The organism is Citrobacter portucalensis (assembly GCF_002042885.1).
Classification (GTDB): Bacteria; Pseudomonadota; Gammaproteobacteria; order Enterobacterales; family Enterobacteriaceae; genus Citrobacter; species Citrobacter portucalensis.
The window spans coordinates 258,508-282,036 of sequence record NZ_MVFY01000002.1; the positions used below are offsets into that span (position 1 = coordinate 258,508).

Consider the following 23,529-nt stretch of genomic DNA (forward strand, 5'->3'; position numbering starts at 1 on the left):
AGAAATATCTCGTCGATGGCGCAATTCTACTCTGCAAAACGACGCGTGACGACGCGTCAGATCATAACCGTTACCGTCAATGACCTCGATCCTTTTGGTCAGGGCGTCGCTCGCCATAACGGAAAGGCGTTGTTTATACCGGAATTGCTACCCCAGGAAAGCGCCGAGGTGGTGATTACCGAAGATAAAAAACAGTTTGCCCGCGCGCAAGTAAAACGACGTTTAAACGACAGCCCACAGCGTGAAGTGCCACGTTGCCCGCATTTTGGCGTGTGCGGCGGTTGCCAGCAGCAGCATGCCAGCATCTCATTGCAGCAGCGTAGCAAAAGCGCAGCGTTGTCGCGTTTAATGAAATGTGAGGTGTCGGATGTTATAGCTGATGCCCCGTGGGGCTATCGTCGTCGCGCACGTTTGAGTCTGAACTATCGGCCAAAAGAACAAAAATTGCAGATGGGGTTTCGCAAATCCGGTTCCAGCGACATTATCGATGTCAAACAATGCCCTATTTTGGTGCCCCAGCTTGAGGCGTTATTACCCCATCTCAGAGCGTGTCTGGAAAGTCTGCAAGGGTTACGCCATCTTGGCCATGTCGAACTGGTGCAGGCGGGAAGCGGAACCCTGATGATTTTGCGCCACACGGCGCCATTGAGTGCTGCGGATAAAGAAAAACTGGAATGCTTTTCGCATTCTCAGGGGCTGTCTTTGTTTCTGGCCCCGCAAAGCGAGATACTGGAATCAATATCAGAAGAATCGCCCTGGTATGATTCAAATGGACTACGGTTAACCTTCAGCCCGCGCGATTTTATTCAGGTCAATGAAGGGGTAAACCAACAAATGGTCGCCCGTGCGCTGGAATGGCTCGATGTGCAACCTGAAGATCGTGTACTCGATCTGTTCTGTGGAATGGGTAATTTTACCCTACCGCTGGCAACTCGGGCAGCAAGCGTGGTTGGCGTAGAAGGTGTTCCTGCGTTGGTGGAAAAAGGCCGAGAAAACGCGCTGAATAACGGATTACACAATGTGACATTCTTTCATGAAAACCTTGAGGAAGATGTTACCCGACAGCCGTGGGCGAAAAACGGATTCGACAAAGTATTGCTCGATCCTGCGCGTGCGGGGGCTGCAGGTGTGATGCAACATATTATAAAATTAGAACCTATACGCGTTGTTTATGTATCCTGTAACCCAGCAACGCTGGCTCGTGACAGCGATGCTTTGCTCAACGCTGGATACGCCATACGGCGACTGGCGATGCTCGATATGTTTCCGCACACTGGACACCTGGAATCAATGGTCCTGTTTGAGCGTTTGTAATGAATTTTGTACCCATTGGATTTAGGGTTGTAATGCAGCATGAAAGACAATGGGTAGGGCTTGTCGACTTCGACAGGCCTGGCCCCTTAAGGAGAGGACAATGGTTGCGGTAAGAAGTGCACATATAAATAAAGCTGGTGAGTTTGATCCAAAGAAATGGATCGCGAGTCTGGGGATCTCCAGCCAGCAGTCGTGTGAACGCTTAGCCGAAACCTGGGCGTACTGCCTCCAGCAGACACAGGGGCATCCGGATGCGGATCTGCTGCTGTGGCGTGGCGTGGAGATGGTAGAAATTCTCTCTATGTTGAGCATGGATATCGACACGCTGCGTGCAGCAATGCTGTTCCCTCTGGCTGATGCCAACGTGGTCAGTGAAGACATCCTGCGCGAGAGCGTGGGCAAATCCATTGTTCATCTTATCCACGGTGTGCGTGATATGGCGGCGATACGCCAGCTTAAAGCCACGCATACCGATTCAGTTTCTTCCGAGCAGGTCGATAACGTCCGTCGCATGCTGCTGGCAATGGTGGATGACTTCCGCTGTGTGGTCATCAAGCTGGCAGAGCGGATTGCCCATCTGCGTGAAGTGAAAGATGCGCCGGAAGATGAACGCGTTCTGGCGGCAAAAGAGTGCACCAATATCTATGCACCGCTGGCCAACCGTTTGGGAATCGGGCAATTAAAATGGGAGCTGGAAGATTATTGCTTCCGTTATCTGCACCCGGCTGAATACAAACGCATTGCCAAGCTGCTGCATGAACGTCGTATCGACAGGGAACATTACATTGATGAGTTCGTCGGTCATTTGCGCTCAGAGATGAAAACGGAAGGCGTCAAAGCCGAAGTGTATGGACGTCCGAAGCATATCTACAGCATCTGGCGCAAAATGCAGAAAAAGCAGTTGGCCTTCGATGAACTGTTCGATGTACGCGCAGTGCGTATCGTGGCAGAGCGTTTACAGGACTGCTATGCCGCACTCGGGATAGTACATACTCACTATCGCCATCTGCCGGATGAGTTCGATGATTACGTTGCAAATCCGAAACCCAATGGCTACCAGTCAATCCATACGGTTGTACTGGGGCCGGGCGGGAAAACCATCGAAATTCAGATCCGTACAAAACAGATGCACGAAGATGCCGAACTGGGCGTCGCGGCGCACTGGAAGTACAAAGAGGGCACCGCTTCAGGCGCGGCGCGTTCTGGTCATGAAGATCGCATTGCGTGGCTGCGTAAGCTGATCGCCTGGCAGGAAGAGATGGCAGATTCCGGTGAAATGCTGGATGAAGTCCGTAGCCAGGTCTTTGATGACCGCGTGTACGTCTTTACGCCAAAAGGCGACGTTGTGGACTTACCTGCGGGCTCCACGCCGCTCGATTTTGCTTACCACATTCATAGCGATGTGGGGCATCGATGCATTGGCGCGAAAATTGGTGGGCGCATCGTACCGTTTACCTACCAGCTGCAGATGGGCGATCAAATTGAAATTATCACCCAGAAACAGCCAAACCCAAGCCGCGACTGGCTGAATCCTAACCTTGGCTACGTAACCACCAGTCGTGGGCGTTCGAAGATCCACGCCTGGTTCCGTAAACAGGACCGCGACAAAAACATCCTTGCTGGTCGCCAGATCCTCGACGATGAACTGGCGCATTTAGGTATCAGCCTGAAAGAGGCGGAAAAACACCTGCTGCCGCGCTACAGCTTCAATGAGCTGGACGAGTTGCTGGCGGCGATTGGCGGAGGAGACATCCGCCTCAACCAAATGGTGAACTTCCTGCAGGCGCAGTTTAATAAGCCAAGCGCTGCCGAACAGGATGCCGCCGCGCTGAAACAGCTTCAGCAGAAAACGCAGGCACCGCAGAGCCGTCGTAAAGACGACGGTCGTGTGGTGGTGGAAGGGGTAGGTAACCTGATGCACCACATCGCCCGCTGCTGCCAGCCGATTCCAGGCGATGAGATTGTCGGGTTTATTACCCAGGGACGCGGTATTTCCGTGCACCGGGCGGATTGTGAACAGCTGGCTGAGCTGCGCTCCCATGCGCCGGAACGTATTGTTGATGCAGTCTGGGGTGAAAGCTACTCGGCAGGGTATTCGCTGGTGGTTCGCGTCCAGGCCAACGATCGCAGCGGCTTGTTACGTGATATCACCACGATTCTCGCCAACGAGAAGGTGAACGTGCTGGGAGTTGCCAGCCGAAGTGATACCAAACAACAGCTGGCCACCATCGATATGACCATCGAAATTTATAACCTGCAGGTGCTTGGGCGCGTGCTCGGCAAGCTGAACCAGGTACCGGATGTGATTGACGCACGTCGCTTGCACGGTAATTAATTATTTTGTAGGCCGGATAACCTTGTAGGCCTGATAGGACGCGTTAGCGTTGCCATCAGGCATTGCTATGTTGCCGGATGTCGGCTATCGCCTTATCCGGTCTACTGTATTGAAATTTCAGGACATTCCAATGAATCAAATCGACCGACTGCTCGGTATTATGCAGCGCCTGCGCGACCCGGAAAACGGCTGCCCGTGGGACAAAGAGCAGACATTCTCCACTATTGCTCCTTACACCCTCGAAGAAACCTATGAAGTGCTGGACGCGATTGCGCGTGAAGACTTTGACGACCTGCGCGGAGAGCTGGGCGACCTGCTGTTCCAGGTGGTGTTTTACGCCCAGATGGCGCAGGAAGAAGGGCGCTTCAACTTCGATGATATTTGTGCTGCGATAAGCGATAAACTTGAACGCCGTCATCCACATGTTTTTGCTGATGTTTCTGCCAGTAACAGTACTGAGGTTTTGACCCGTTGGGAAAAAATCAAAAGTGAAGAACGCGCCCAGAAGGCACAGCATTCCGCACTCGACGATATTCCCCGCAGTTTACCGGCATTAATGCGCGCCCAAAAAATCCAGAAACGCTGCTCAAATGTTGGCTTCGACTGGAAAACGTTAGGACCGGTTGTCGACAAGGTTTACGAAGAGATCGACGAAGTCATGTTTGAGGCTAAGCAGGCTGTTGTTGACCAGGCTAAACTGGAGGAGGAAATGGGCGATCTGCTATTTGCTACGGTTAATATGGCCCGGCATTTAGGCACTAAAGCAGAGACCGCATTGCAGAAAGCGAACGAGAAGTTTGAGCGGCGTTTTCGTGAAGTTGAGCGAATTGTGGCTTCGCGCGGTCTGGAAATGACTGGTGTTGATCTGGAAACTATGGAAGAAGTCTGGCAACAGGTAAAACGGCAGGAAATTGATCTCTAAGGGATTTCGTCGGTCAAGGGCGATTTGTGTGATTTTTTAAATAACAAGCGCTTGATTTACGTCAAAAACATTTACCCAAAAGAGGCTATTTTCTCTTCCCGTTATGTTGATGAAACACCTTGTATACTGCCTCTTCGAGTTATTCGAGTCGCAACAAGGCGGCGACTGAAAGAATCCCCAGGAACATAGAAATGCTATGTGACTGGGGTGAGTGAAGGAAGCCAACACCGGTGCGGCTTGAAGAACGAAGGAGAGGGGATAATGAAAGTTTGTGGCGCTCGTCATGTTCGGGTATACTACTTTCCCGTCTTGGTAATTCCATCGTTTCACCCTAACTTCTCAGGTCCAGCATGACAACGAACTATATTTTTGTGACCGGCGGGGTCGTATCCTCTCTGGGAAAAGGCATTGCCGCAGCCTCCCTGGCAGCCATTCTTGAAGCCCGTGGCCTCAATGTAACCATGATGAAACTGGATCCGTACATCAACGTCGATCCAGGTACTATGAGCCCAATCCAACACGGGGAAGTGTTCGTTACCGAAGACGGCGCTGAAACCGACCTGGACCTGGGTCACTATGAGCGTTTCATTCGTACCAAAATGAGCCGCCGCAACAACTTCACTACGGGTCGTATCTACTCCGACGTTCTGCGTAAAGAGCGCCGTGGCGACTACCTGGGCGCAACAGTTCAGGTTATCCCGCACATCACGAATGCCATTAAAGAGCGCGTTCTGGAAGGCGGTGAAGGTCATGATGTTGTTCTGGTCGAAATCGGCGGAACCGTTGGGGATATCGAATCTCTGCCGTTCCTTGAAGCGATTCGCCAGATGGCCGTAGAAATTGGCCGTGAGCACACGCTGTTTATGCATCTGACGCTGGTTCCGTACATGGCGGCGGCAGGTGAAGTCAAAACTAAACCGACTCAGCACTCTGTAAAAGAGCTGCTTTCTATCGGTATTCAGCCAGATATCCTGATTTGCCGCTCCGATCGCGCAGTTCCGGCTAATGAACGTGCAAAAATTGCATTGTTCTGTAACGTTCCGGAAAAAGCGGTTATTTCTCTGAAAGATGTCGATTCCATCTATAAAATCCCGGGCCTGTTGAAATCTCAGGGCCTTGACGATTATATTTGTAAACGATTCAGCTTGAACTGTCCGGAAGCTAATCTGTCAGAATGGGAACAGGTTATCTACGAAGAAGCGAATCCGGCAGGCGAAGTGACTATCGGTATGGTCGGCAAGTACATTGAACTGCCGGATGCCTATAAGTCAGTTATCGAAGCGCTGAAGCACGGTGGTCTGAAGAATCGTGTCACCGTCAACATCAAGCTGATCGATTCGCAAGATGTCGAAACGCGTGGCGTTGAGATCCTGAAAGGTCTTGATGCAATCCTGATCCCAGGCGGCTTCGGCTACCGTGGTGTTGAAGGTAAAATCGCGACGGCGCGCTTTGCGCGTGAGAACAATATTCCTTATCTGGGCATTTGCCTGGGTATGCAGGTTGCGTTGATTGAGTTTGCACGTAACGTAGTGGGTATGGATAACGCCAACTCCACGGAATTTGTGCCAGACTGTAAGTACCCGGTGGTGGCCCTGATTACCGAATGGCGCGATGAAGACGGCAACGTCGAAATCCGTACCGAGAAGAGCGATTTGGGCGGCACAATGCGCCTTGGCGCGCAGCAGTGTCAGTTGAGCGACGATAGCCTGGTTCGTCAACTGTACGGCGCGCCGACAATTGTTGAACGCCATCGCCACCGTTACGAAGTCAACAATATGCTGTTGAAACAGATTGAAGCTGCGGGTCTGCGTATTGCAGGCCGTTCCGGTGATGATCAGTTGGTCGAGATCATTGAGGTACCGAATCATCCGTGGTTCGTGGCCTGTCAGTTCCACCCGGAATTTACTTCCACGCCACGTGATGGGCACCCGCTGTTTGCCGGCTTTGTGAAAGCCGCCAGTGAACATCAGAAGCGTCAGGCGAAGTAAGAAGTAAATAAGTTAGAACGGCAATGCACCCATTAGGGTGCATTGTTTGTCTGGAGTTTTAGTTTAACTTGTACTGAGGAAAATCTAATGTCCAAAATCGTTAAAATCATCGGTCGTGAAATCATCGACTCCCGTGGTAACCCGACTGTTGAAGCCGAAGTACACCTGGAAGGTGGTTTCGTTGGTATGGCAGCAGCTCCGTCAGGTGCTTCTACTGGTTCCCGCGAAGCACTGGAACTGCGCGATGGCGACAAATCCCGTTTCATGGGTAAAGGCGTACTGAAAGCTGTTGCAGCTGTTAACGGCCCAATTGCTCAGGCTCTGCTGGGTAAAGATGCTAAAGATCAGGCTGGCATCGACAAGATCATGATCGATCTGGACGGTACTGAAAACAAATCCAACTTCGGTGCAAACGCCATCCTGGCTGTGTCCCTGGCGAACGCCAAAGCAGCAGCTGCTGCTAAAGGCCTGCCGCTGTATGCACACATCGCTGAACTGAACGGTACTCCGGGTAAATACTCCATGCCGGTTCCGATGATGAACATCATCAACGGTGGTGAGCACGCTGACAACAACGTCGACATCCAGGAATTCATGATTCAGCCGGTTGGCGCTAAGACTCTGAAAGAAGCCGTTCGTATGGGTTCTGAAGTGTTCCACAACCTGGCTAAAGTTCTGAAAGCTAAAGGTATGAACACTGCAGTTGGTGACGAAGGTGGCTACGCGCCGAACCTGGGTTCCAACGCTGAAGCTCTGGCTGTAATCGCTGAAGCGGTTAAAGCAGCTGGCTACGAGCTGGGCAAAGATATCACCCTGGCGATGGACTGTGCAGCTTCTGAATTCTACAAAGACGGTAAATACGTTCTGGCTGGCGAAGGCAACAAAGCATTCACCTCCGAAGAATTCACTCACTTCCTGGAAGAACTGACCAAACAGTACCCGATCGTGTCCATCGAAGATGGTCTGGACGAGTCTGACTGGGACGGTTTCGCATACCAGACTAAAGTACTGGGTGACAAAATCCAGCTGGTTGGTGACGATCTGTTCGTAACTAACACCAAGATCCTGAAAGAAGGCATCGAAAAAGGCATCGTTAACTCCATCCTGATCAAATTCAACCAGATCGGTTCTCTGACCGAAACTCTGGCTGCGATCAAAATGGCGAAAGACGCTGGCTACACCGCTGTCATCTCTCACCGTTCTGGCGAAACTGAAGATGCTACCATCGCTGACCTGGCTGTTGGTACTGCTGCAGGCCAGATCAAAACTGGTTCTATGAGCCGTTCTGACCGCGTTGCTAAGTACAACCAGCTGATTCGTATCGAAGAAGCTCTGGGTGAACAAGCACCGTACAACGGTCGTAAAGAGATCAAAGGTCAGGCGTAATCCTGTTCTTTAACTCTTAACGTAAAAACCCGCTGCGGCGGGTTTTTTTATGCTCTTAAAGCAGTAGAGGAAGGGTCGCGCTGGCGGTTTGCTGGCTCACATTACTGTACTTTTCATCCAGAGCAATCAGCGACGTAGTCAGTAGTTCTACCAACAGCATCACTCCCACCTTGGCGTTTAGCGCGCCAGCACTCAACGGACCTTCTGGTTTGGCTGCGACCAGTTGAATATCACTCAGCGAAGCCAACGGGCTGCGCGGCGTATTACTTAACGCCAGTACGCGCACGCCTTGCTTACGCGCCAGTTTAACGACATGCAGTAGATCGCGCGTCGAACCTGAACTGGAAATCGCTACCACCAGCGTGTCTTTGTTAAGCGTTGTGGCGTTCATGGCTGCACGATGCATGTCACTGAACAATTGTGCAGGTTTGCCGAGGCGCAGGAGTTTGTAATGTAAATACTCACCCAGAATAGCGCTGGCCGCTACGCCATAAATCTGTACCGACTGGGCCTGATGCAGCGCCAAAGCGGCGGATTCCAGTAATGTCCTGTCGAGTAATTTTGCTGTGTCCTGCAGCGCTTGTACGGATTCATTGACCACATTGTCAATCTCATCTCCGCTGTGCTCTACCGGCTGTCCTTGCTGGAGATCGAGTGCCAGCGCCATTTTGAATTCGTTATAACCCTTACACCCTAGTGCGCGGCACAGACGTGTGACGCTCGCCTCGCTGGTGTCGCTTTCACGCGCCAGTTCGGTAATCGTCAGGTAGACAACTTTTGCCGGATCGCTGAGCACAAACTCTCCCAGCTTCTGCTGTGTTCGGCTATATCCGTCAACGCCCTGGCGCAATCTCAGCAGCAGGTTTTCATTTTCTGACATGCAAAATCCTTAATGCGTTTCTCTGTTGATAGTGTGGCGGAAAGCAGGGGAGAGATGCCAGTCATTTTAAAAAAGTATGATCGGCTTCCTGGATTTTGATGAAAATTTTCATTATTAATATTAAATATGGTAAAAATTTTCATCATTAATCGGAGAGATGAAAAAATGATGCAAATGTTTAGCGGCGCTTCATCGGGCGCATGGTTCGAAAAGGCACAGCGGTTCGGCAAATCGTTCATGCTGCCGATTGCGGTACTGCCCGCTGCGGGGCTGTTGTTAGGGATTGGCGGCGCGCTGTCGAATCCAAACACATTGACTGCTTATCCGTTTTTGGACGTTGACTGGTTACAGGCAATCTTCACGATCATGACCAGCGCAGGTTCTATTGTGTTTGCCAACCTGTCGGTGCTCTTTGCAGTAGGTGTTGCAGTAGGACTGGCTAAAACGGATAAAGGCACCGCTGGGCTTGCGGCATTGCTGGCATTTCTGGTGATGAACGCCACCATCAACGCTTTATTGACGCTCAACGGAACGCTGGCACATGAGAATCCCGGTGCCGTAGGCCAGGGGATGACGCTGGGTATTCAGACACTGGAAACGGGTGTGTTCGGTGGGGTGGTGATTGGGCTTGTCACCTGCGCGCTGCATAGCCGTTTCAATAAAGTCTCATTACCTCAGTTCCTTGGTTTCTTCAGCGGTTCGCGCTTTGTACCGATTATTAGCTCCCTCGCCGCGATTGTCGTGGGGGCGGTCATGACGGTGGTTTGGCCGCATTTCCAGAAACTCATTTTTGGACTGGGAGGTCTGGTGGATGCGACAGGCTATCTGGGGACGCTGTTGTACGGCTTCATCCTGCGTATGCTTGGCCCACTGGGGTTACACCATATCTTCTATTTGCCGTTCTGGACGACGGCGCTTGGCGGTAGTGAAATCGTCAACGGCCAGTTAGTTGAAGGTACGCAGCGTATTTTCTTCGCGCAACTTGCCGATCCGAATACGCAGCAGTTCTATGCGGGCACCTCGCGCTTTATGTCCGGGCGCTTCATCACCATGATGTTTGGCCTGCTTGGCGCATGTCTGGCGATGTACCACACCGCCAAGCCTGAGAACAGAAAACTTGTCGCTGGTCTGCTGTTATCAGCAGCCCTGACCTCTTTCCTGACAGGTATCACTGAGCCTATCGAGTTCTCCTTCCTGTTTGTCGCACCCGTGTTATACATCATTCACGCCTTCTTCGATGGTCTGGCGTTTATGATCGCGCATATTTTACATATCACTATCGGGCAAACCTTTTCGGGCGGGCTTATCGATTTCCTCCTTTTCGGCGTGCTACAGGGGGAAGCTAAAACCAACTGGATGTACGTCCCCATGGTGGGGATCCCGTGGTTCTTCCTTTACTACTTCACCTTCCGCTATTTGATTAACCGCTTTAACTGGTTGACACCTGGTCGTGAAAACGCAGCGCCGACTGAATCCGGCCTGCCGCAGAGTGAGCGAGCAGCGGCAGTGATCGCCGGGCTGGGAGGCAAAGAGAATCTGGAAGAGGTGGATTGTTGTGCCACACGCCTGCGCGTGACGGTGAAAGAGAGCAGCAAGGTCGATGAAGCGGCGCTGAAAGCGACCGGGGCCCGTGGCGTAATTATTCGCGGCAACGGGGTTCAGGTGATTTATGGCCCGCATGTCACCATCATTAAAAACGAAGTCGAAGAGATCTTATCGTAATGAAAACTGTACTGGATTCCCTGAAAGGTAAATTAATTGTTTCCTGTCAGGCGCTGGAAAATGAGCCTCTGCACAGCCCGTTTATTATGTCACGTATGGCGCTGGCGGCAGCGCAGGGCGGTGCGGTAGGTATTCGTGCGAACAGCGTGGTGGACATTCGCGCGATCAAAGAGAGCGTCTCCCTGCCGGTGATTGGGATTATCAAGCGTGATTATCCGGGTAGCGATGTGTTTATCACGGCCACTTTACAGGAAGTCGATGAACTGATGACCGTTGAGCCGGAAATTATTGCTCTGGATGCGACAGCGCGCCCGCGCCCCGGTGGGCAAACGCTGAAAGAACTGGTTACGCAGATCCGCGCTCGCTATCCGTCCGTACTGCTGATGGCGGATATTGCCACCGTAGACGAAGCGGTGACCGCTGAGCGCCTGGGTTTTGACTGTGTGGGCACTACGCTCTACGGCTATACCGCTGATACTGCCGGGCATGTGCTGGCGGAAAACGACTGCGGTTTTTTACGTGATGTGTTGGCTGCGGTTAGCGTACCGGTTGTGGCGGAAGGGAACGTTGATACTCCTGAACGTGCTGCACGATGCCTGGCATTAGGTGCCCATACCGTGGTGGTTGGTGGGGCTATCACGCGCCCGCAGCAGATAACGGCACGCTTTGTCGCAGCGATCGCCTCGTAAAGCATCGATGGGGCATGATACTTTGGCGGGGATCTGCGATAATTATCGTTTATCCCCATATTGAGAGCGCTATGCAGTACCCGATTAACGAGATGTTCCAGACCCTGCAAGGTGAGGGTTACTTTACCGGCGTCCCCGCCATTTTTATTCGTTTACAGGGATGCCCGGTTGGCTGTGCCTGGTGCGATACCAAACACACCTGGGATAAGCTTGAGGATCGGGAAGTCTCCCTGTACAGCATCCTGGCCAAGACCAAAGAAAGCGATAAATGGGGTGCTGCGAGCAGCGAAGATCTGCTGGCGGTCATTTCGCGTCAGGGCTATACCGCCCGTCACGTGGTGATCACCGGTGGCGAGCCCTGCATTCATGACCTGATGCCGCTGACTGACCTGCTGGAAAAGAACGGCTTTAGTTGCCAGATTGAGACCAGCGGCACGCACGAAGTACGCTGTACGCCGAATACCTGGGTGACCGTATCGCCGAAGGTGAATATGCGCGGTGGCTATGATGTGCTGTCACAGGCGCTGGAGCGCGCGAATGAAATCAAGCATCCGGTTGGCCGTGTCCGCGATATTGAAGCGCTGGATGAACTGCTGGCGACGTTGAGTGACGACAAACCGCGAATCATCGCCTTACAGCCAATCAGCCAGAAAGAAGATGCGACGCGTTTGTGCATTGATACCTGTATTGCGCGTAACTGGCGTCTGTCGATGCAGACCCATAAGTATCTGAATATTGCCTGATAACTGTGCCGGGGGCGTTTCGCTTACCCGGCCAGAGTTTGTTGCTCGTTGCAGGCCGGATAAGACGCATTGCCATCCGGCAAGCCTATAATCACTCGCCGCGGTATACGCAGCCCGCTGTGCAGGTCTCTTTCACCATTACGGCACTCAGCAGAGGGACCACAGGTTTAACCTGATCCCAAATCCATTTGGCCAGCACTTCGCTGGTTGGATTTTCTAAGCCAGGAATATCGTTCAAATAGTAGTGATCGAGTCTGTCGTAAGTCGGCTTAAACGCGGCTTTTAACTCAGCAAAATCCATGATCCAACCGGTATGCGGATCGACTTCACCGGTAATTTCAAGACGCACCATAAATGAGTGACCATGCAGGCGGCCACACTTATGCCCTTCCGGTACATGCGGCAGGTGGTGAGCGGCTTCGAAGGTGAAATCTTTAAACAAGGTGGTGGACATTTTTTACTCTCAAGAATGCGAAAAACCGCGGTAGGGTACCGTAAAGAGCAAATTTTATCATTATTTATACACGTCATTCTTTAAGCTGCTTCTTTGTTGGCTGCCTTTGCTCGCCCCAGTCACTTACTCATGTAAGCTCCCGGGGACTTGCTCAGTTGCCGCCTCGATGCATCTTAAATTATTTAGTGTATAAAAGGATGCTCAGCACTAAAGCTACGTATTCATACGATCAATATTAATTAATCATTTGTATATCAAATGCTTATATAATCTGTTTTGCAGTTAATAACTATAACTAAAACAGGTTAGTCCATTTGGTTATTTGTTATTTCCATCCCTTCTTTAATTGTTACTATCCCCGCCGTTAACCTTATCTTCAGTTTGGGTTTTATTGCTGAAATCCGCTTTGCTTACTGGAACATGACAACGCATGACGACACAGGCCCCACCTTCCGCTTTGCTACCGCTAAACCCGGAGCAACTGGCACGCCTTCAGGCGGCCACGACCGATTTCACTCCCGCACAGCTTGCGTGGGTTTCTGGCTATTTTTGGGGCGTGCTGAATCAGCAGCCTGGCAGCAACGCGGTGGCGCCTGCGCCTGTCGCTGAAATGCCTGGCATTACGCTTATCTCCGCCTCGCAAACCGGTAATGCGCGACGTGTGGCGGAAGCCCTGCGCGATGATCTGATCGCCGCGAAGCTCAACGTCACTCTCATCAACGCTGGCGACTATAAATTCAAACAAATCGCCAATGAAAAACTGCTGATCGTGGTGGCGTCGACGCAAGGGGAAGGTGAACCGGCGGAAGAAGCCGTGGCGTTGCATAAATTCTTGTTCTCGAAAAAAGCGCCGAAGCTTGATAACACCGCTTTTGCCGTGTTTGGTCTTGGCGATACCTCTTATGAGTTTTTCTGCCAGGCAGGAAAAGACTTCGATGCGAAACTGGCTGATCTGGGCGGTGAACGTCTGCTCGATCGCGTCGATGCCGACGTTGAATACCAGGCCGCCGCCGCGCAGTGGCGTGCTCGCCTCGTTGATGTTCTGAAAGCGCGTGCGCCTGCGGCACCGTCTGTGCAAGTTGCCGCGAGCGGTGCAGTAAATGAAGTACACACCAGCCCATACACCAAAGAAGCGCCGCTGACGGCGTCGCTTGCGGTGAATCAGAAAATTACCGGCCGCGACTCTGAAAAAGACGTGCGCCATATTGAAATTGATTTAGGCGATTCCGGCCTGCGTTATCAGCCGGGCGATGCGCTGGGCGTCTGGTATCAGAATGACCCGGCTCTGGTTAAAGAACTGGTTGAACTGCTGTGGCTGAAAGGTGATGAGCCGGTCACGGTTGAAGGAAAAACCCTGTCGCTCGCTGAAGCGTTGCAGTGGCATTTCGAGCTGACGGTTAACACCGGCAATATCGTGGAAAACTATGCCACCTTAACCCGCAGCGAAACTTTGCTGCCGTTAGTGGGTGACAAAGCACAGTTGCAGCATTACGCCGCAACCACGCCCATCGTCGATATGGTGCGCTTCTCTCCGGCACAACTGGATGCTCAGGCGTTAGTTGATCTTCTGCGTCCGCTGACGCCGCGTTTGTACTCCATTGCTTCTTCCCAGGCGGAAGTGGAAAGCGAAGTGCACGTCACCTTGGGCGTGGTGCGTTATGAGATAGAAGGTCGCGCCCGTGCTGGTGGTGCTTCCAGTTTCCTCGCCGACCGCGTGGAAGAAGAAGGTGAAGTTCGCGTGTTCATTGAACACAACGACAACTTCCGTCTGCCGGCGAACCCGCAGACGCCGGTAATTATGATTGGACCGGGTACGGGGATTGCGCCGTTCCGTGCATTCATGCAGCAACGTGCGGCTGACGGAGCCGAAGGCAAAAACTGGCTGTTTTTTGGTAACCCACACTTTACCGAAGATTTCCTGTATCAGGTGGAATGGCAGCGTTACGTCAAAGAGGGCGTACTGAGCCGTATCGATCTCGCCTGGTCCCGCGATCAAAAAGAAAAAGTCTACGTACAAGATAAACTGCGCCAACAGGGCGCGGAACTGTGGCGCTGGATTAACGACGGTGCGCACATTTATGTCTGTGGCGACGCCAATCGCATGGCGAAAGACGTTGAGCAGGCGTTGTTGGAAGTGATTGCCGAATTCGGTGGTATGGATATCGAAGCGGCGGATGAATTTTTAAGTGAGCTGCGCATTGAGCGCCGTTATCAGCGAGATGTCTACTAATGAGCGAAAAACATCCAGGACCATTGGTGGTCGAAGGCAAACTGTCCGACGCTGAGCGTATGAAGCTGGAAAGCAACTATCTGCGCGGTACCATTGCCGAAGATTTAAACGACGGCCTGACCGGCGGGTTTAAAGGCGACAACTTCCTGCTGATCCGTTTTCACGGTATGTACCAGCAGGACGACCGCGATATCCGCGCCGAACGTGCCGAGCAAAAGCTGGAGCCGCGTCACGCGATGCTGCTGCGCTGTCGTCTGCCAGGTGGGGTGATCACCACCAAACAGTGGCAGGCGATCGATAAGTTCGCCCATGACAACACCATTTACGGCAGCATTCGTCTGACCAACCGTCAGACCTTCCAGTTTCACGGCATTCTGAAGAAGAACGTTAAGCCGGTACACCAGATGCTGCATTCAGTCGGGCTTGACGCTCTGGCGACCGCCAACGATATGAACCGTAACGTGCTGTGCACCTCGAATCCGTATGAATCTGAGCTGCACGCGGAAGCCTACGAGTGGGCGAAAAAGATCTCCGAACATCTGCTGCCGCGCACCCGCGCCTATGCAGAGATCTGGCTTGATCAGGAAAAAGTCGCGACCACCGACGAAGAGCCGATCCTCGGTCAAACCTATCTGCCGCGTAAGTTTAAAACCACGGTCGTGATCCCACCGCAAAACGACATCGATCTGCACGCCAACGACATGAACTTCGTGGCGATTGCGGAAAACGGCAAGCTGGTGGGCTTTAACCTGCTGGTGGGCGGCGGTTTGTCGATTGAGCACGGCAACAAGAAAACCTACGCCCGCACAGCAAGCGAGTTTGGTTATCTGCCGCTTGAGCATACGCTGGCCGTGGCGGAGGCTGTGGTGACCACGCAGCGTGACTGGGGTAACCGTACCGACCGTAAAAATGCCAAAACCAAATACACCCTTGAGCGCGTCGGCGTCGACACCTTCAAGGAAGAGGTTGAGCGCCGGGCGGGGATCAAGTTTGAGCCGATCCGTCCGTACGAGTTTACCGGTCGCGGCGATCGTATCGGCTGGGTGAAAGGGATCGACAATAAATGGCATCTGACGTTGTTTATTGAAAACGGCCGTATCCTCGATTATCCGGGCCGACCGCTGAAAACCGGTCTGCTTGAGATCGCGAAGATCCACAAAGGTGAGTTCCGCATTACCGCGAACCAGAACCTGATCATTGCCGGTGTTCCTGAGAGTGAAAAGGTGAAGATCGAGAAGATTGCGCAGAAGAGTGGCTTAATGAACGCGGTCACTCCGCAGCGTGAAAACTCGATGGCCTGCGTCTCGTTCCCGACCTGTCCGCTGGCGATGGCGGAAGCTGAGCGCTTCCTGCCAATGTTTATCGACAACATCGACACTCTGATGGCGAAGCACTGCCTGAGTGATGAAAACATTGTCATGCGTGTGACCGGCTGCCCTAACGGCTGCGGCCGCGCGATGCTGGCGGAAGTTGGTCTGGTGGGTAAAGCACCCGGGCGTTATAACCTCCATTTAGGGGGCAACCGTATCGGAACCCGCATTCCCCGGATGTTTAAAGAGAACATCACCGAGCCGGAAATTCTGGCATCGCTGGATGAACTGATTGGGCGCTGGGCGAAAGAGCGCGAAGCGGGTGAAGGCTTCGGTGACTTTACGGTGCGTGCGGGCATTATTCGCCCGGTGCTCGATCCCGCCCGGGATTTCTGGGAATAATGTGAAATTGACTTATCGGGTCTGCTGAATCGGTAGGCCTGATAAGCGCAGCGCCATCAGGCAAGGCAAACAGTGAGGAACTTATGTCCAAACTCGATCTCAACGCGTTGAACGAACTGCCGAAAGTTGAACGCGTTATGGCGTTGGCACAAACCAACGACCAACTGGAAAAATTGAGCGCCGAGGATCGCGTAGCGTGGGCGCTGGAAAACCTGCCTGGTGAATATGTACTGTCATCAAGTTTTGGTATCCAGGCGGCAGTGAGCCTTCATCTGGTAAATCAGGTTTGCCCGGATATCCCGGTGATCCTCACCGATACTGGCTACCTGTTCCCGGAAACCTATCAGTTTATTGATGAGTTAACGGACAAGCTTAAGCTTAATCTGCAAGTCTACCGGGCAAAGGAAAGTGCGGCCTGGCAAGAAGCGCGCTACGGCAAACTGTGGGAGCAGGGCGTTGAAGGCATTGAAAAATACAATGACATCAACAAAGTCGAGCCGATGAACCGGGCGCTGCATGAGCTGAACGCGCAAACCTGGTTTGCCGGTCTGCGCCGTGAGCAATCGGGTAGTCGTGCGCATTTGCCGGTGCTGGCTATCCAGCGTGGCGTGTTTAAAGTTCTGCCGATCATCGACTGGGATAACCGTACGGTTTACCAGTATCTGCAAAAACACGGTTTGAAATACCATCCGTTGTGGGATCAGGGCTATCTGTCGGTAGGCGATACCCACACCACCCGCAAATGGGAGCCGGGTATGGCGGAAGAAGAGACGCGCTTCTTCGGATTGAAGCGTGAGTGCGGACTGCACGAAGGGTAAATTAACCCATGATGGGCCAGTATTGAACAAATGTTGGCCCGTCATTATCTTCCGAGGCCTGTCCGTTTATTGTAATAACCCGCTTCACCTTCTGGCGATACCAGAATCACCTGTGCTGTCGGGCGGTGTTGTTTCTTACGGAACAGCTCAAGCTGTTCATCGCTGGGGAGTAAAAAGTCGCCTGATTGTTTACGCCACCACGACAGGCGTACTGATAACCGGCTCATTTCCCATCGGAAATCGCCTTCATCGACGATGGGATGAAACTCACCCTCCTCATTTTGCCATGCGAGGTAAACATCCACGCTCTCTTCGCCCAGGCGAGTCGAAAATTCTCTGTCTTTGTCCCATAAAAAATCGCTGGCTTCCCGATCATAACCGAGATCGTGACGTAACAGATTTTGTGCGGCAACTGATCGTTGGCTGAGTACTTTACCGAAGGCAATATCGGAAAGTGTCTGTAAGCCCGCCGGAGCAGCTATCTCCTGCTTGTAGACGCCATCCACTAATGCTCTGGCGTTTTCTGGCATACGGATTTCTCCGTGCTGGCGCAGCACTGCCTGGGTACGCCACAAACAGGCATGATCGGCATAAACAAAACCGGTTCCTTTTATTTCTTGCCCCAGCCAGCCCTCTTCAGCTTGTTCCTGCCATTCCGGCACCAGAATATGCAATACCGGCAGCTGGCGACCATCAGGCAACGTGGGTTTACGCTGCCCATCAGCATCGCGGATATGACGTTGCAGACGACCAGCGCGCTGGATCAATAAATCAATGGGGGCCAGATCGGAGATCATCCAGTCAAAGTCCAGATCGAGGCTCTGTTCAACGACCTGCGTGGCGATCAATACTTTACCCCGTCGTTCTGAAACGGGAGCGTTATTACCGAACCAACTGAGCGTTTTATTTTCAATATCAATACGATCGGTAAAAGCGAAGCGACTGTGGAAAAGTAACAGATCCTGTTCTGGCAGCATTCCTTCGTGAAGTAACTGCTGGTAAACGTCTCGCGCATCATCCACCGTGTTACGAATCCAGCAAACACACTGCCCGGCAGCCACAACACGATAAATAATATCCAACGCTTGCTGGCGTTGCTGTATCCATTTTATGGTTACGGTACGTTGGACCTCGGGGCGCGTATCCAGCGATTGCTCCAGCAGACCGCTGGAAGATAGATGGCTTAGCCAGGGGTAGCCCGCATCCTCGTTGGTTTCAGTAGCCGTAAAATCGGCACCGTCATTGAATGCGTGGAGTAGTTTCTCTCGTAAGGCGGCAGGAAGCGTCGCACTCAGAATAATGGCGCTGCCCCCCTGTGCGGCATGGAATCTCAATAGCCCTTCCAGTAATTTCACCATATAGCCATCGTAGGCGTGGACCTCATCCAGCAACAGAATTTTATCGCGCATTCCCAGCAGGCGGAGCGACTGGTGGCGAAAAGGCATGACGGCCATTAAGAGTTGATCAAGCGTTCCGACGCCAACTTCTGCCAGCAGCGCTTTTTTGCGTGAATCGGCAAACCATGCGTGGCACTCACTGTTCGCGTTACCATCATTGTGAGCATAATCTTTCGCCGTATCTCCATCTGGTTGCCAGATAGATTGTCGGAAGGCGTCAGTCATTTCTCGCCCACCGTGCGCCAGAATTAGCGAGGGTCTGGAATCATCGGTAAAAAGCGCGTGATAGGCCGCGGCCAGACGTTTATACATGGCGTTTGCAGTGGCCATAGTCGGTAGTCCAACGTAGAGACCGTGGCCTTTATTGGCTGACATTAAACGATGAGTCAGGATCAGCGCAGCCTCTGTTTTGCCGGCTCCGGTAACGTCTTCCAGAATAACCAACTGTGGGCCGGGGGCTGAGATATCTAATGTGGTTGCCCGCTCCTGCAGTGGGGTCAGCGTATGAATGAACGGAAATAATGCCTGGTGGCTCTGATAATGGCTATGCTGCGATAACGGGGGCATTTTAAGAATGGCCTGCTGCGCTTTTTCACAAGCAAGAGGCCAATAATCGACCAATGGCATAGGCTGGCTAAGCAGAGGGAACTGCGTTTCGTCAGATCCCATCCAGTCAGCGAGGGTGACGAGACCTGCAAAAAACCAGCTATGTTGCTTTAAGCATTTTCTGCCTGCTTTAGTCTTCCATTCCTGCGGGATCGTAAAGGGGAATAACTGACTTAATGCTTCCAGATAATGTGTTGCTGCAACAATATCTTCATCAGCGAATGCCAATGAACTTCTGTTCTTCATGGTTTCCGGTGGGATGCCATGATGTCCGGTGCTAATGAGCATCCAGGTATTTAAGGGGCTTTCAAATCTGGCACGGTTTTCAGATTCAATGCCTGCGATAATTTCATTACTACCTGAACACCACGCTTCAAATAATTTCCCCCACAAATAGAATCCTAAGGAATCATGTCTCTCAAATGCGGAAATCCCACTAACAGGAGGAAATAAAGGGGAGTCGGGGAATTCTGCATATCTTTGAAATCCTCTGGCGAATTTTCCAATATCATGACTGGCAAGAAACCAGATTAACCAGTTTTCGGCATCCGTGCCAGTAATGCCGCATTTCTGTAATATATCTTTAGAGTCAAATATATTGTTTTCAATTATGTAATACCCGCATGCGGCAACATCGAGGCAATGGTATGCCAATAAATGATAATTATTAATTATGTTTTTAGTTGATTTATTGGTTTTCCCCCAATATCGGAGGTAGTCAAGGTTTTCTATTTGCGTCATCTTTTTACTGTAAGGAGGAAGATAAATGACATCCATTTTAATACAGAGTAAGTAACTTATTGGGTTTTTTGAGAAAAACTGAGGTTACCCCCGCTGGCGCGGGGAACGTTTTGCTATTCAGACTGTATCTACGGTTTATCCCATAACTTAAGGGAACGTATTAAAGATAACAAATAATAATAAAAAATACATTGTATGATTTAAGACTGTATCTACTTTTTATTTATGTTTTCGTTTTTGAAAAAATGGAGTATAACTCCAATGGAAGTATTAAATGGAAATCTCAGAACGGAGCTTACCTGTGGGTAGGTAATATTTCAATTGGCTTGAGAAATAGTCTTACAGGAGTAATTCTATGGATTTAACCAGAGAGAAATGGCTTCCCGTCATATTCTCAAGCGGCGAGAAAAAGAGAATATCATTAAGCGAACTTCTGGATAACAATATTCAGGATCTTGCATACCCTCGGGCCGATTTTCAGGGGGCGGCATGGCAAATGCTGATTGGTATTTTGCAATGTACCGTCGCGCCGGAAGATAAAGAAGAATGGGCTGATATCTGGCATGACGGTATCGAATTCGAACAATGGGAGAAGACGTTAACAACGCTCTCTCTGGCTCTACAGTTCGGCGAGCAAAAGCCCTCCTTCCTGCAAAGTTTCGATCCTCTGGATAGCGAATATGGATCTATTGCCGGGTTGTTAGTCGATGCGCCTGGCGGCAATACGCTTAAGCTCAATAAAGATCATTTTGTTAAACGCGGCAATGTGGAGCAAATTTGCCCGCACTGTGCGGCGATAGCGCTGTTTGCGATTCAAGCCAATTCACCTGCCGGTGGGGCGGGCTACCGGGTCGGAATGCGCGGCGGTGGTCCGCTCACCACGCTGGTGGTACCGCAGGAAGAAGATAAATACCCACTCTGGAAAAAACTCTGGCTAAACGTCTTACCGCAGGAGGCTAAGCCTACCGTCGCACAGTATCCCCTTATTTTCCCGTGGCTTGCGCCGACAAAAACCAGTGAAAATGCCGGAAATGTGGTGACGCCGGAAAATGCCCACCCGTTGCAAGCTTACTGGGGAATACCGCGGCGTATCGAGCTGGATTTCTCCCAGACTATGGCAGGTATCTGCGATTTGTGCGGAGAACATCATGAGTCGCTGTTACTGCAAATGCGCAGTAAAAATTATGGCGTTCAGTACGACAGCTGGCGGCATCCTTTCTCCCCCTATCGGCAGGCATTGAAAGATCCTTCCTCACCCTGGCTGGCGTTTAAAGGGCAGCCGGGCGGGTTAAGTTATAAAGACTGGCTGGGGCTGATGCTCAATCGCGAGGATAAGTTCAACAAAATGCAGCCTGCGAAGGTGGTCTCTGCTGCTGGTCAGAGGAATAACATGAGCCTGTGGTGCTTTGCCTGGGATATGGATAACGCCAAGGCCCGCTGCTGGTATCAGCATCGTATTCCGCTTATCAGCGTTTCGCATGAAGAGCAATTTCTCGCTGCGCTTAACATTGTGTTGGTGCTGGCTAGTGAGGCGCTGTCGTTGTTAAGGAACGCGTTAAAGAGCGCCAAATTCGATACGCCGAAAGAAGCCAAAATGGATTTCAGTATGGTGGATATCGCCTTTTGGCAGGAAACCGAGCCTGCTTTTCGGGTGCTGCAAGAGGCGCTGGTTGCTGACCCATTACGTCAAAATCCGCTGACTCACCGCGCAGTTCGCCAGTGGGAGCAGGAATTAGCGCGTTATTTATTTCACGTTTTTGACCGTGATGCCCTGACCAACCCCGATTGCCCGGACGATATCCTGTTGCGCCAACTGACGGCCAGGCAGGATTTTGCCAGCAGCTATCGTAAACATAAAGCGCGCAAGGATGTGTTGGCGCTGGTCGAATAACCGAAGGATCTAAATATGCTGAACAGTAATACCGCAGCGTTATGCAGAATTCTCAACTCTGACGCGCAGAAAGCTCTCCTTGACTGGTTTGCCACGCTGTCTGAGCGCTATGAGCGCAAAGATGATAAACGAATCAACGGTCGAGCTTGGCGGGCTGAGTTGAAAAGAATGGCGCCGCCTTATGGCGTGATGATGTGCGAGGGGTATGACGCGCTTCGTCAGGCGCTACTGAAACATATGCCGCTGCAACCTCTTGATGAAATGGCGCTGGCGCTGTTTGTCAGCGTTGCCGCACATATTAAGAGTCATAAGGAAAAAGCCAGTTTTGCCGCGCAACTGGGGGAAAAGCTAAAAGGTTCCACGCCGTGCGTTTCTGCATTGCGTTTTGAACGTTTACAAAAAGCGTCCGACCCGGAGACGTTTTGTCTGTTGTTGATTCAGGCGGTGAAAATTCGTGGAACAGAAGGGGTGAATGTTCTGTCGCTGGCCGATGGAATATTCCTGTGGATGGAAGAGTGGCAACGACGCGAAAACCATCAGCCGGAACCCGCCAATCCCTTTGAACGCAACCGTACACGTTGGGCGAATGAATACCTTTCCATGTCGCGCGGCAAATAATCATTTTTAGAAGGATTTAACGATGACCTCTTTTATTCAACTGCATTTATTGACTGCTTATGCGCCTGCTAACCTGAACCGTGATGAATCCGGACGCCCGAAAACGGCTTATATGGGCGGTGTAGAGCGCCTGCGCGTTTCGTCGCAAAGCCTGAAACGCGCCTGGCGTGTGTCGGAAACCTTTGAGGGCGCGATGGATGGATTTATGGGTAAGCGTACCCGCCGAATTGGCGTGGATTATGTTTATCGCCCGATGACTGCCGCTGGCGTTATTGGGAAAACAGCGAAAAGCGCAGCGGAGAAAATTGCGGCGCAGTTCGGCAAACTGAAAAGTGACAAAAACGCGCCTGAAGAAAAGAATCTTGAAATTGAACAGATCGTTCACGTCAGCAACCATGAAATTAGTTTGATCAAACAGTTGGTCGATACGCTAATTGCCGAAAAACGCGAACCCAGCGATGAAGAAGTGAAGCTATTACGCAAAGAGCAGCGAAGCGTAGATATGGCGCTGTTTGGGCGTATGCTGGCGTCATCACCGGAGTTTAACGTAGAGGCGGCCTGTCAGGTCTCGCATGCGCTGGGCGTAAGCGCTGTGACCGTTGAATCTGATTTTTTCACCGCCGTTGACGATCTGAATAATAAAGAAGAAGACGCAGGCTCCGGACATATGGGCGAACAAGGTTTTGCCTCAGCGCTTTTCTATACCTATGTCTGCATCAGCCGCGATCTGTTGGTGGAAAACCTCGGCGGTAATGAAGATCTGGCGAAACGCGCCATCGCCGCGCTTACCGAAACGGCGTTAACGGTCTCTCCGACCGGAAAGCAAAACAGCTTCGCTTCTCGCGCCTACGCAACCTATGCGCTGGCGGAAATCGGTCAAAAACAACCGCGTTCTCTGGCGGCGGCGTTCTTCCAGCCAGTGCGTGATACCGATCAAATTCCCGCAGCAATCGCCCGTTTAACACAGCAGCGCGCGAGTTTCGATAGCGTATACGGGAATTGTGCTGATGATTATCGCGAGCTGAACGTTCAGGAAGGCACGGGTTCTCTGGCGGAATTACTGGCCTTTGTTAGCCAGTAAGG

Annotated in this window: 17 protein-coding genes; 14 read left to right on the forward strand and 3 right to left on the reverse strand. The window is 51.7% G+C overall.

Going from position 1 to position 23,529, the window contains the following annotated elements; all coding sequences use genetic code 11:
- Nucleotides 1-15: 15 nt before the first annotated feature.
- The 5 genes from rlmD to eno all read left to right on the forward strand — a co-directional run bounded on the left by rlmD (nucleotide 16) and on the right by eno (nucleotide 7,945).
- Nucleotides 16-1,314 carry a 23S rRNA (uracil(1939)-C(5))-methyltransferase RlmD gene (rlmD, locus tag BZK40_RS03995; RefSeq protein ID WP_008785684.1) on the forward strand — a complete coding sequence of 433 codons (1,299 nt, stop codon included), beginning with the start codon at nucleotides 16-18 and terminating at the stop codon, nucleotides 1,312-1,314.
- Between the two features lie 100 nt (nucleotides 1,315-1,414).
- Nucleotides 1,415-3,649 carry a GTP diphosphokinase gene (gene relA, locus BZK40_RS04000; RefSeq protein ID WP_003825690.1) on the forward strand — a complete coding sequence of 745 codons (2,235 nt, stop codon included), beginning with the start codon at nucleotides 1,415-1,417 and terminating at the stop codon, nucleotides 3,647-3,649.
- A 130-nt stretch (nucleotides 3,650-3,779) separates the two neighbouring features.
- Complete coding sequence (gene mazG, locus BZK40_RS04005; RefSeq protein ID WP_003825693.1) at nucleotides 3,780-4,571, forward strand: nucleoside triphosphate pyrophosphohydrolase; 792 nt, start codon at nucleotides 3,780-3,782, stop codon at nucleotides 4,569-4,571.
- A gap of 350 nt (nucleotides 4,572-4,921) precedes the next feature.
- Nucleotides 4,922-6,559 carry a glutamine hydrolyzing CTP synthase gene (gene pyrG, locus BZK40_RS04015; RefSeq protein ID WP_008785683.1) on the forward strand — a complete coding sequence of 546 codons (1,638 nt, stop codon included), beginning with the start codon at nucleotides 4,922-4,924 and terminating at the stop codon, nucleotides 6,557-6,559.
- 87 nt (nucleotides 6,560-6,646) lie between these two features.
- Nucleotides 6,647-7,945, forward strand: a complete 1,299-nt coding sequence (gene eno / locus BZK40_RS04020) for a phosphopyruvate hydratase (RefSeq protein ID WP_003034129.1) — start codon at nucleotides 6,647-6,649, stop codon at nucleotides 7,943-7,945.
- A 55-nt stretch (nucleotides 7,946-8,000) separates the two neighbouring features.
- Here eno and BZK40_RS04025 read toward each other — a convergent pair whose 3' ends face one another.
- Nucleotides 8,001-8,825 carry a MurR/RpiR family transcriptional regulator gene (locus BZK40_RS04025; RefSeq protein WP_048236682.1) on the reverse strand — a complete coding sequence of 275 codons (825 nt, stop codon included), beginning with the start codon at nucleotides 8,823-8,825 and terminating at the stop codon, nucleotides 8,001-8,003.
- Between the two features lie 165 nt (nucleotides 8,826-8,990).
- Between BZK40_RS04025 and BZK40_RS04030 the strand changes: the two genes are divergently transcribed.
- From BZK40_RS04030 to queE, 3 genes are all read left to right on the forward strand, one after another.
- Nucleotides 8,991-10,547, forward strand: coding sequence for a maltose/glucose-specific PTS transporter subunit IIC (locus BZK40_RS04030; protein WP_079934276.1), 1,557 nt, complete (start codon nucleotides 8,991-8,993; stop codon nucleotides 10,545-10,547).
- Nucleotides 10,547-11,236, forward strand: coding sequence for an N-acetylmannosamine-6-phosphate 2-epimerase (locus BZK40_RS04035; RefSeq protein WP_079934190.1), 690 nt, complete (start codon nucleotides 10,547-10,549; stop codon nucleotides 11,234-11,236). Before BZK40_RS04030 ends, BZK40_RS04035 begins: the two co-directional genes overlap by 1 nt.
- A 71-nt stretch (nucleotides 11,237-11,307) precedes the next feature.
- On the forward strand, nucleotides 11,308-11,979 hold the full coding sequence (queE, locus tag BZK40_RS04040) for a 7-carboxy-7-deazaguanine synthase QueE (protein ID WP_003034139.1): 672 nt from the start codon (nucleotides 11,308-11,310) through the stop codon (nucleotides 11,977-11,979).
- 91 nt (nucleotides 11,980-12,070) lie between these two features.
- On the opposite strand, the gene queD is transcribed toward queE, so the two are convergent.
- Entirely contained in the window at nucleotides 12,071-12,433 is a 363-nt protein-coding gene (queD, locus tag BZK40_RS04045) for a 6-carboxytetrahydropterin synthase QueD (protein ID WP_003825707.1), read from the reverse strand.
- Nucleotides 12,434-12,863: 430 nt separating this feature from the next.
- Between queD and cysJ the strand changes: the two genes are divergently transcribed.
- From cysJ to cysH, 3 genes are all read left to right on the forward strand, one after another.
- Nucleotides 12,864-14,663, forward strand: coding sequence for an NADPH-dependent assimilatory sulfite reductase flavoprotein subunit (cysJ, locus tag BZK40_RS04050; RefSeq protein ID WP_079934191.1), 1,800 nt, complete (start codon nucleotides 12,864-12,866; stop codon nucleotides 14,661-14,663).
- The gene (cysI, locus tag BZK40_RS04055; protein ID WP_079934192.1) at nucleotides 14,663-16,375 is read left to right on the forward strand and encodes an assimilatory sulfite reductase (NADPH) hemoprotein subunit; all 1,713 of its coding nucleotides are present in this window, start codon (nucleotides 14,663-14,665) and stop codon (nucleotides 16,373-16,375) included. Before cysJ ends, cysI begins: the two co-directional genes overlap by 1 nt.
- A gap of 83 nt (nucleotides 16,376-16,458) precedes the next feature.
- The gene (gene cysH / locus BZK40_RS04065; protein WP_079934193.1) at nucleotides 16,459-17,193 is read left to right on the forward strand and encodes a phosphoadenosine phosphosulfate reductase; all 735 of its coding nucleotides are present in this window, start codon (nucleotides 16,459-16,461) and stop codon (nucleotides 17,191-17,193) included.
- Between the two features lie 44 nt (nucleotides 17,194-17,237).
- Here cysH and BZK40_RS04070 read toward each other — a convergent pair whose 3' ends face one another.
- A complete protein-coding gene (locus BZK40_RS04070; protein WP_079934194.1) occupies nucleotides 17,238-19,937 on the reverse strand; it encodes a CRISPR-associated helicase/endonuclease Cas3 in 2,700 nt (899 codons plus the stop codon).
- 355 nt (nucleotides 19,938-20,292) lie between these two features.
- Here BZK40_RS04070 and casA point away from each other — a divergent pair, with 355 nt between their 5' ends.
- From casA to cas7e, 3 genes are read left to right on the forward strand one after another with little or no spacing between them, the layout of a single operon-like run.
- Nucleotides 20,293-21,828, forward strand: coding sequence for a type I-E CRISPR-associated protein Cse1/CasA (casA, locus tag BZK40_RS04075; RefSeq protein ID WP_079934195.1), 1,536 nt, complete (start codon nucleotides 20,293-20,295; stop codon nucleotides 21,826-21,828).
- Between the two features lie 15 nt (nucleotides 21,829-21,843).
- Entirely contained in the window at nucleotides 21,844-22,446 is a 603-nt protein-coding gene (gene casB / locus BZK40_RS04080; RefSeq protein WP_079934196.1) for a type I-E CRISPR-associated protein Cse2/CasB, read from the forward strand.
- A gap of 22 nt (nucleotides 22,447-22,468) precedes the next feature.
- Nucleotides 22,469-23,527 (forward strand): type I-E CRISPR-associated protein Cas7/Cse4/CasC, encoded by a 1,059-nt coding sequence (gene cas7e, locus BZK40_RS04085; protein ID WP_079934197.1) that lies wholly within the window; start codon nucleotides 22,469-22,471, stop codon nucleotides 23,525-23,527.
- Nucleotides 23,528-23,529 lie beyond the last annotated feature (2 nt).

Bases quoted from the DNA above. Each gene is read 5' to 3' on its own strand.
- rlmD (WP_008785684.1), top strand. From the start codon at position 16: ATGGCGCAATTCTACTCTGCAAAACGACGCGTGACGACGCGTCAGATC.
- relA (WP_003825690.1), top strand. From the start codon at position 1,415: ATGGTTGCGGTAAGAAGTGCACATATAAATAAAGCTGGTGAGTTTGAT.
- mazG (WP_003825693.1), top strand. From the start codon at position 3,780: ATGAATCAAATCGACCGACTGCTCGGTATTATGCAGCGCCTGCGCGAC.
- pyrG (WP_008785683.1), top strand. From the start codon at position 4,922: ATGACAACGAACTATATTTTTGTGACCGGCGGGGTCGTATCCTCTCTG.
- eno (WP_003034129.1), top strand. From the start codon at position 6,647: ATGTCCAAAATCGTTAAAATCATCGGTCGTGAAATCATCGACTCCCGT.
- BZK40_RS04025 (WP_048236682.1), bottom strand. From the start codon at position 8,825: ATGTCAGAAAATGAAAACCTGCTGCTGAGATTGCGCCAGGGCGTTGAC.
- BZK40_RS04030 (WP_079934276.1), top strand. From the start codon at position 8,991: ATGATGCAAATGTTTAGCGGCGCTTCATCGGGCGCATGGTTCGAAAAG.
- BZK40_RS04035 (WP_079934190.1), top strand. From the start codon at position 10,547: ATGAAAACTGTACTGGATTCCCTGAAAGGTAAATTAATTGTTTCCTGT.
- queE (WP_003034139.1), top strand. From the start codon at position 11,308: ATGCAGTACCCGATTAACGAGATGTTCCAGACCCTGCAAGGTGAGGGT.
- queD (WP_003825707.1), bottom strand. From the start codon at position 12,433: ATGTCCACCACCTTGTTTAAAGATTTCACCTTCGAAGCCGCTCACCAC.
- cysJ (WP_079934191.1), top strand. From the start codon at position 12,864: ATGACGACACAGGCCCCACCTTCCGCTTTGCTACCGCTAAACCCGGAG.
- cysI (WP_079934192.1), top strand. From the start codon at position 14,663: ATGAGCGAAAAACATCCAGGACCATTGGTGGTCGAAGGCAAACTGTCC.
- cysH (WP_079934193.1), top strand. From the start codon at position 16,459: ATGTCCAAACTCGATCTCAACGCGTTGAACGAACTGCCGAAAGTTGAA.
- BZK40_RS04070 (WP_079934194.1), bottom strand. From the start codon at position 19,937: ATGACGCAAATAGAAAACCTTGACTACCTCCGATATTGGGGGAAAACC.
- casA (WP_079934195.1), top strand. From the start codon at position 20,293: ATGGATTTAACCAGAGAGAAATGGCTTCCCGTCATATTCTCAAGCGGC.
- casB (WP_079934196.1), top strand. From the start codon at position 21,844: ATGCTGAACAGTAATACCGCAGCGTTATGCAGAATTCTCAACTCTGAC.
- cas7e (WP_079934197.1), top strand. From the start codon at position 22,469: ATGACCTCTTTTATTCAACTGCATTTATTGACTGCTTATGCGCCTGCT.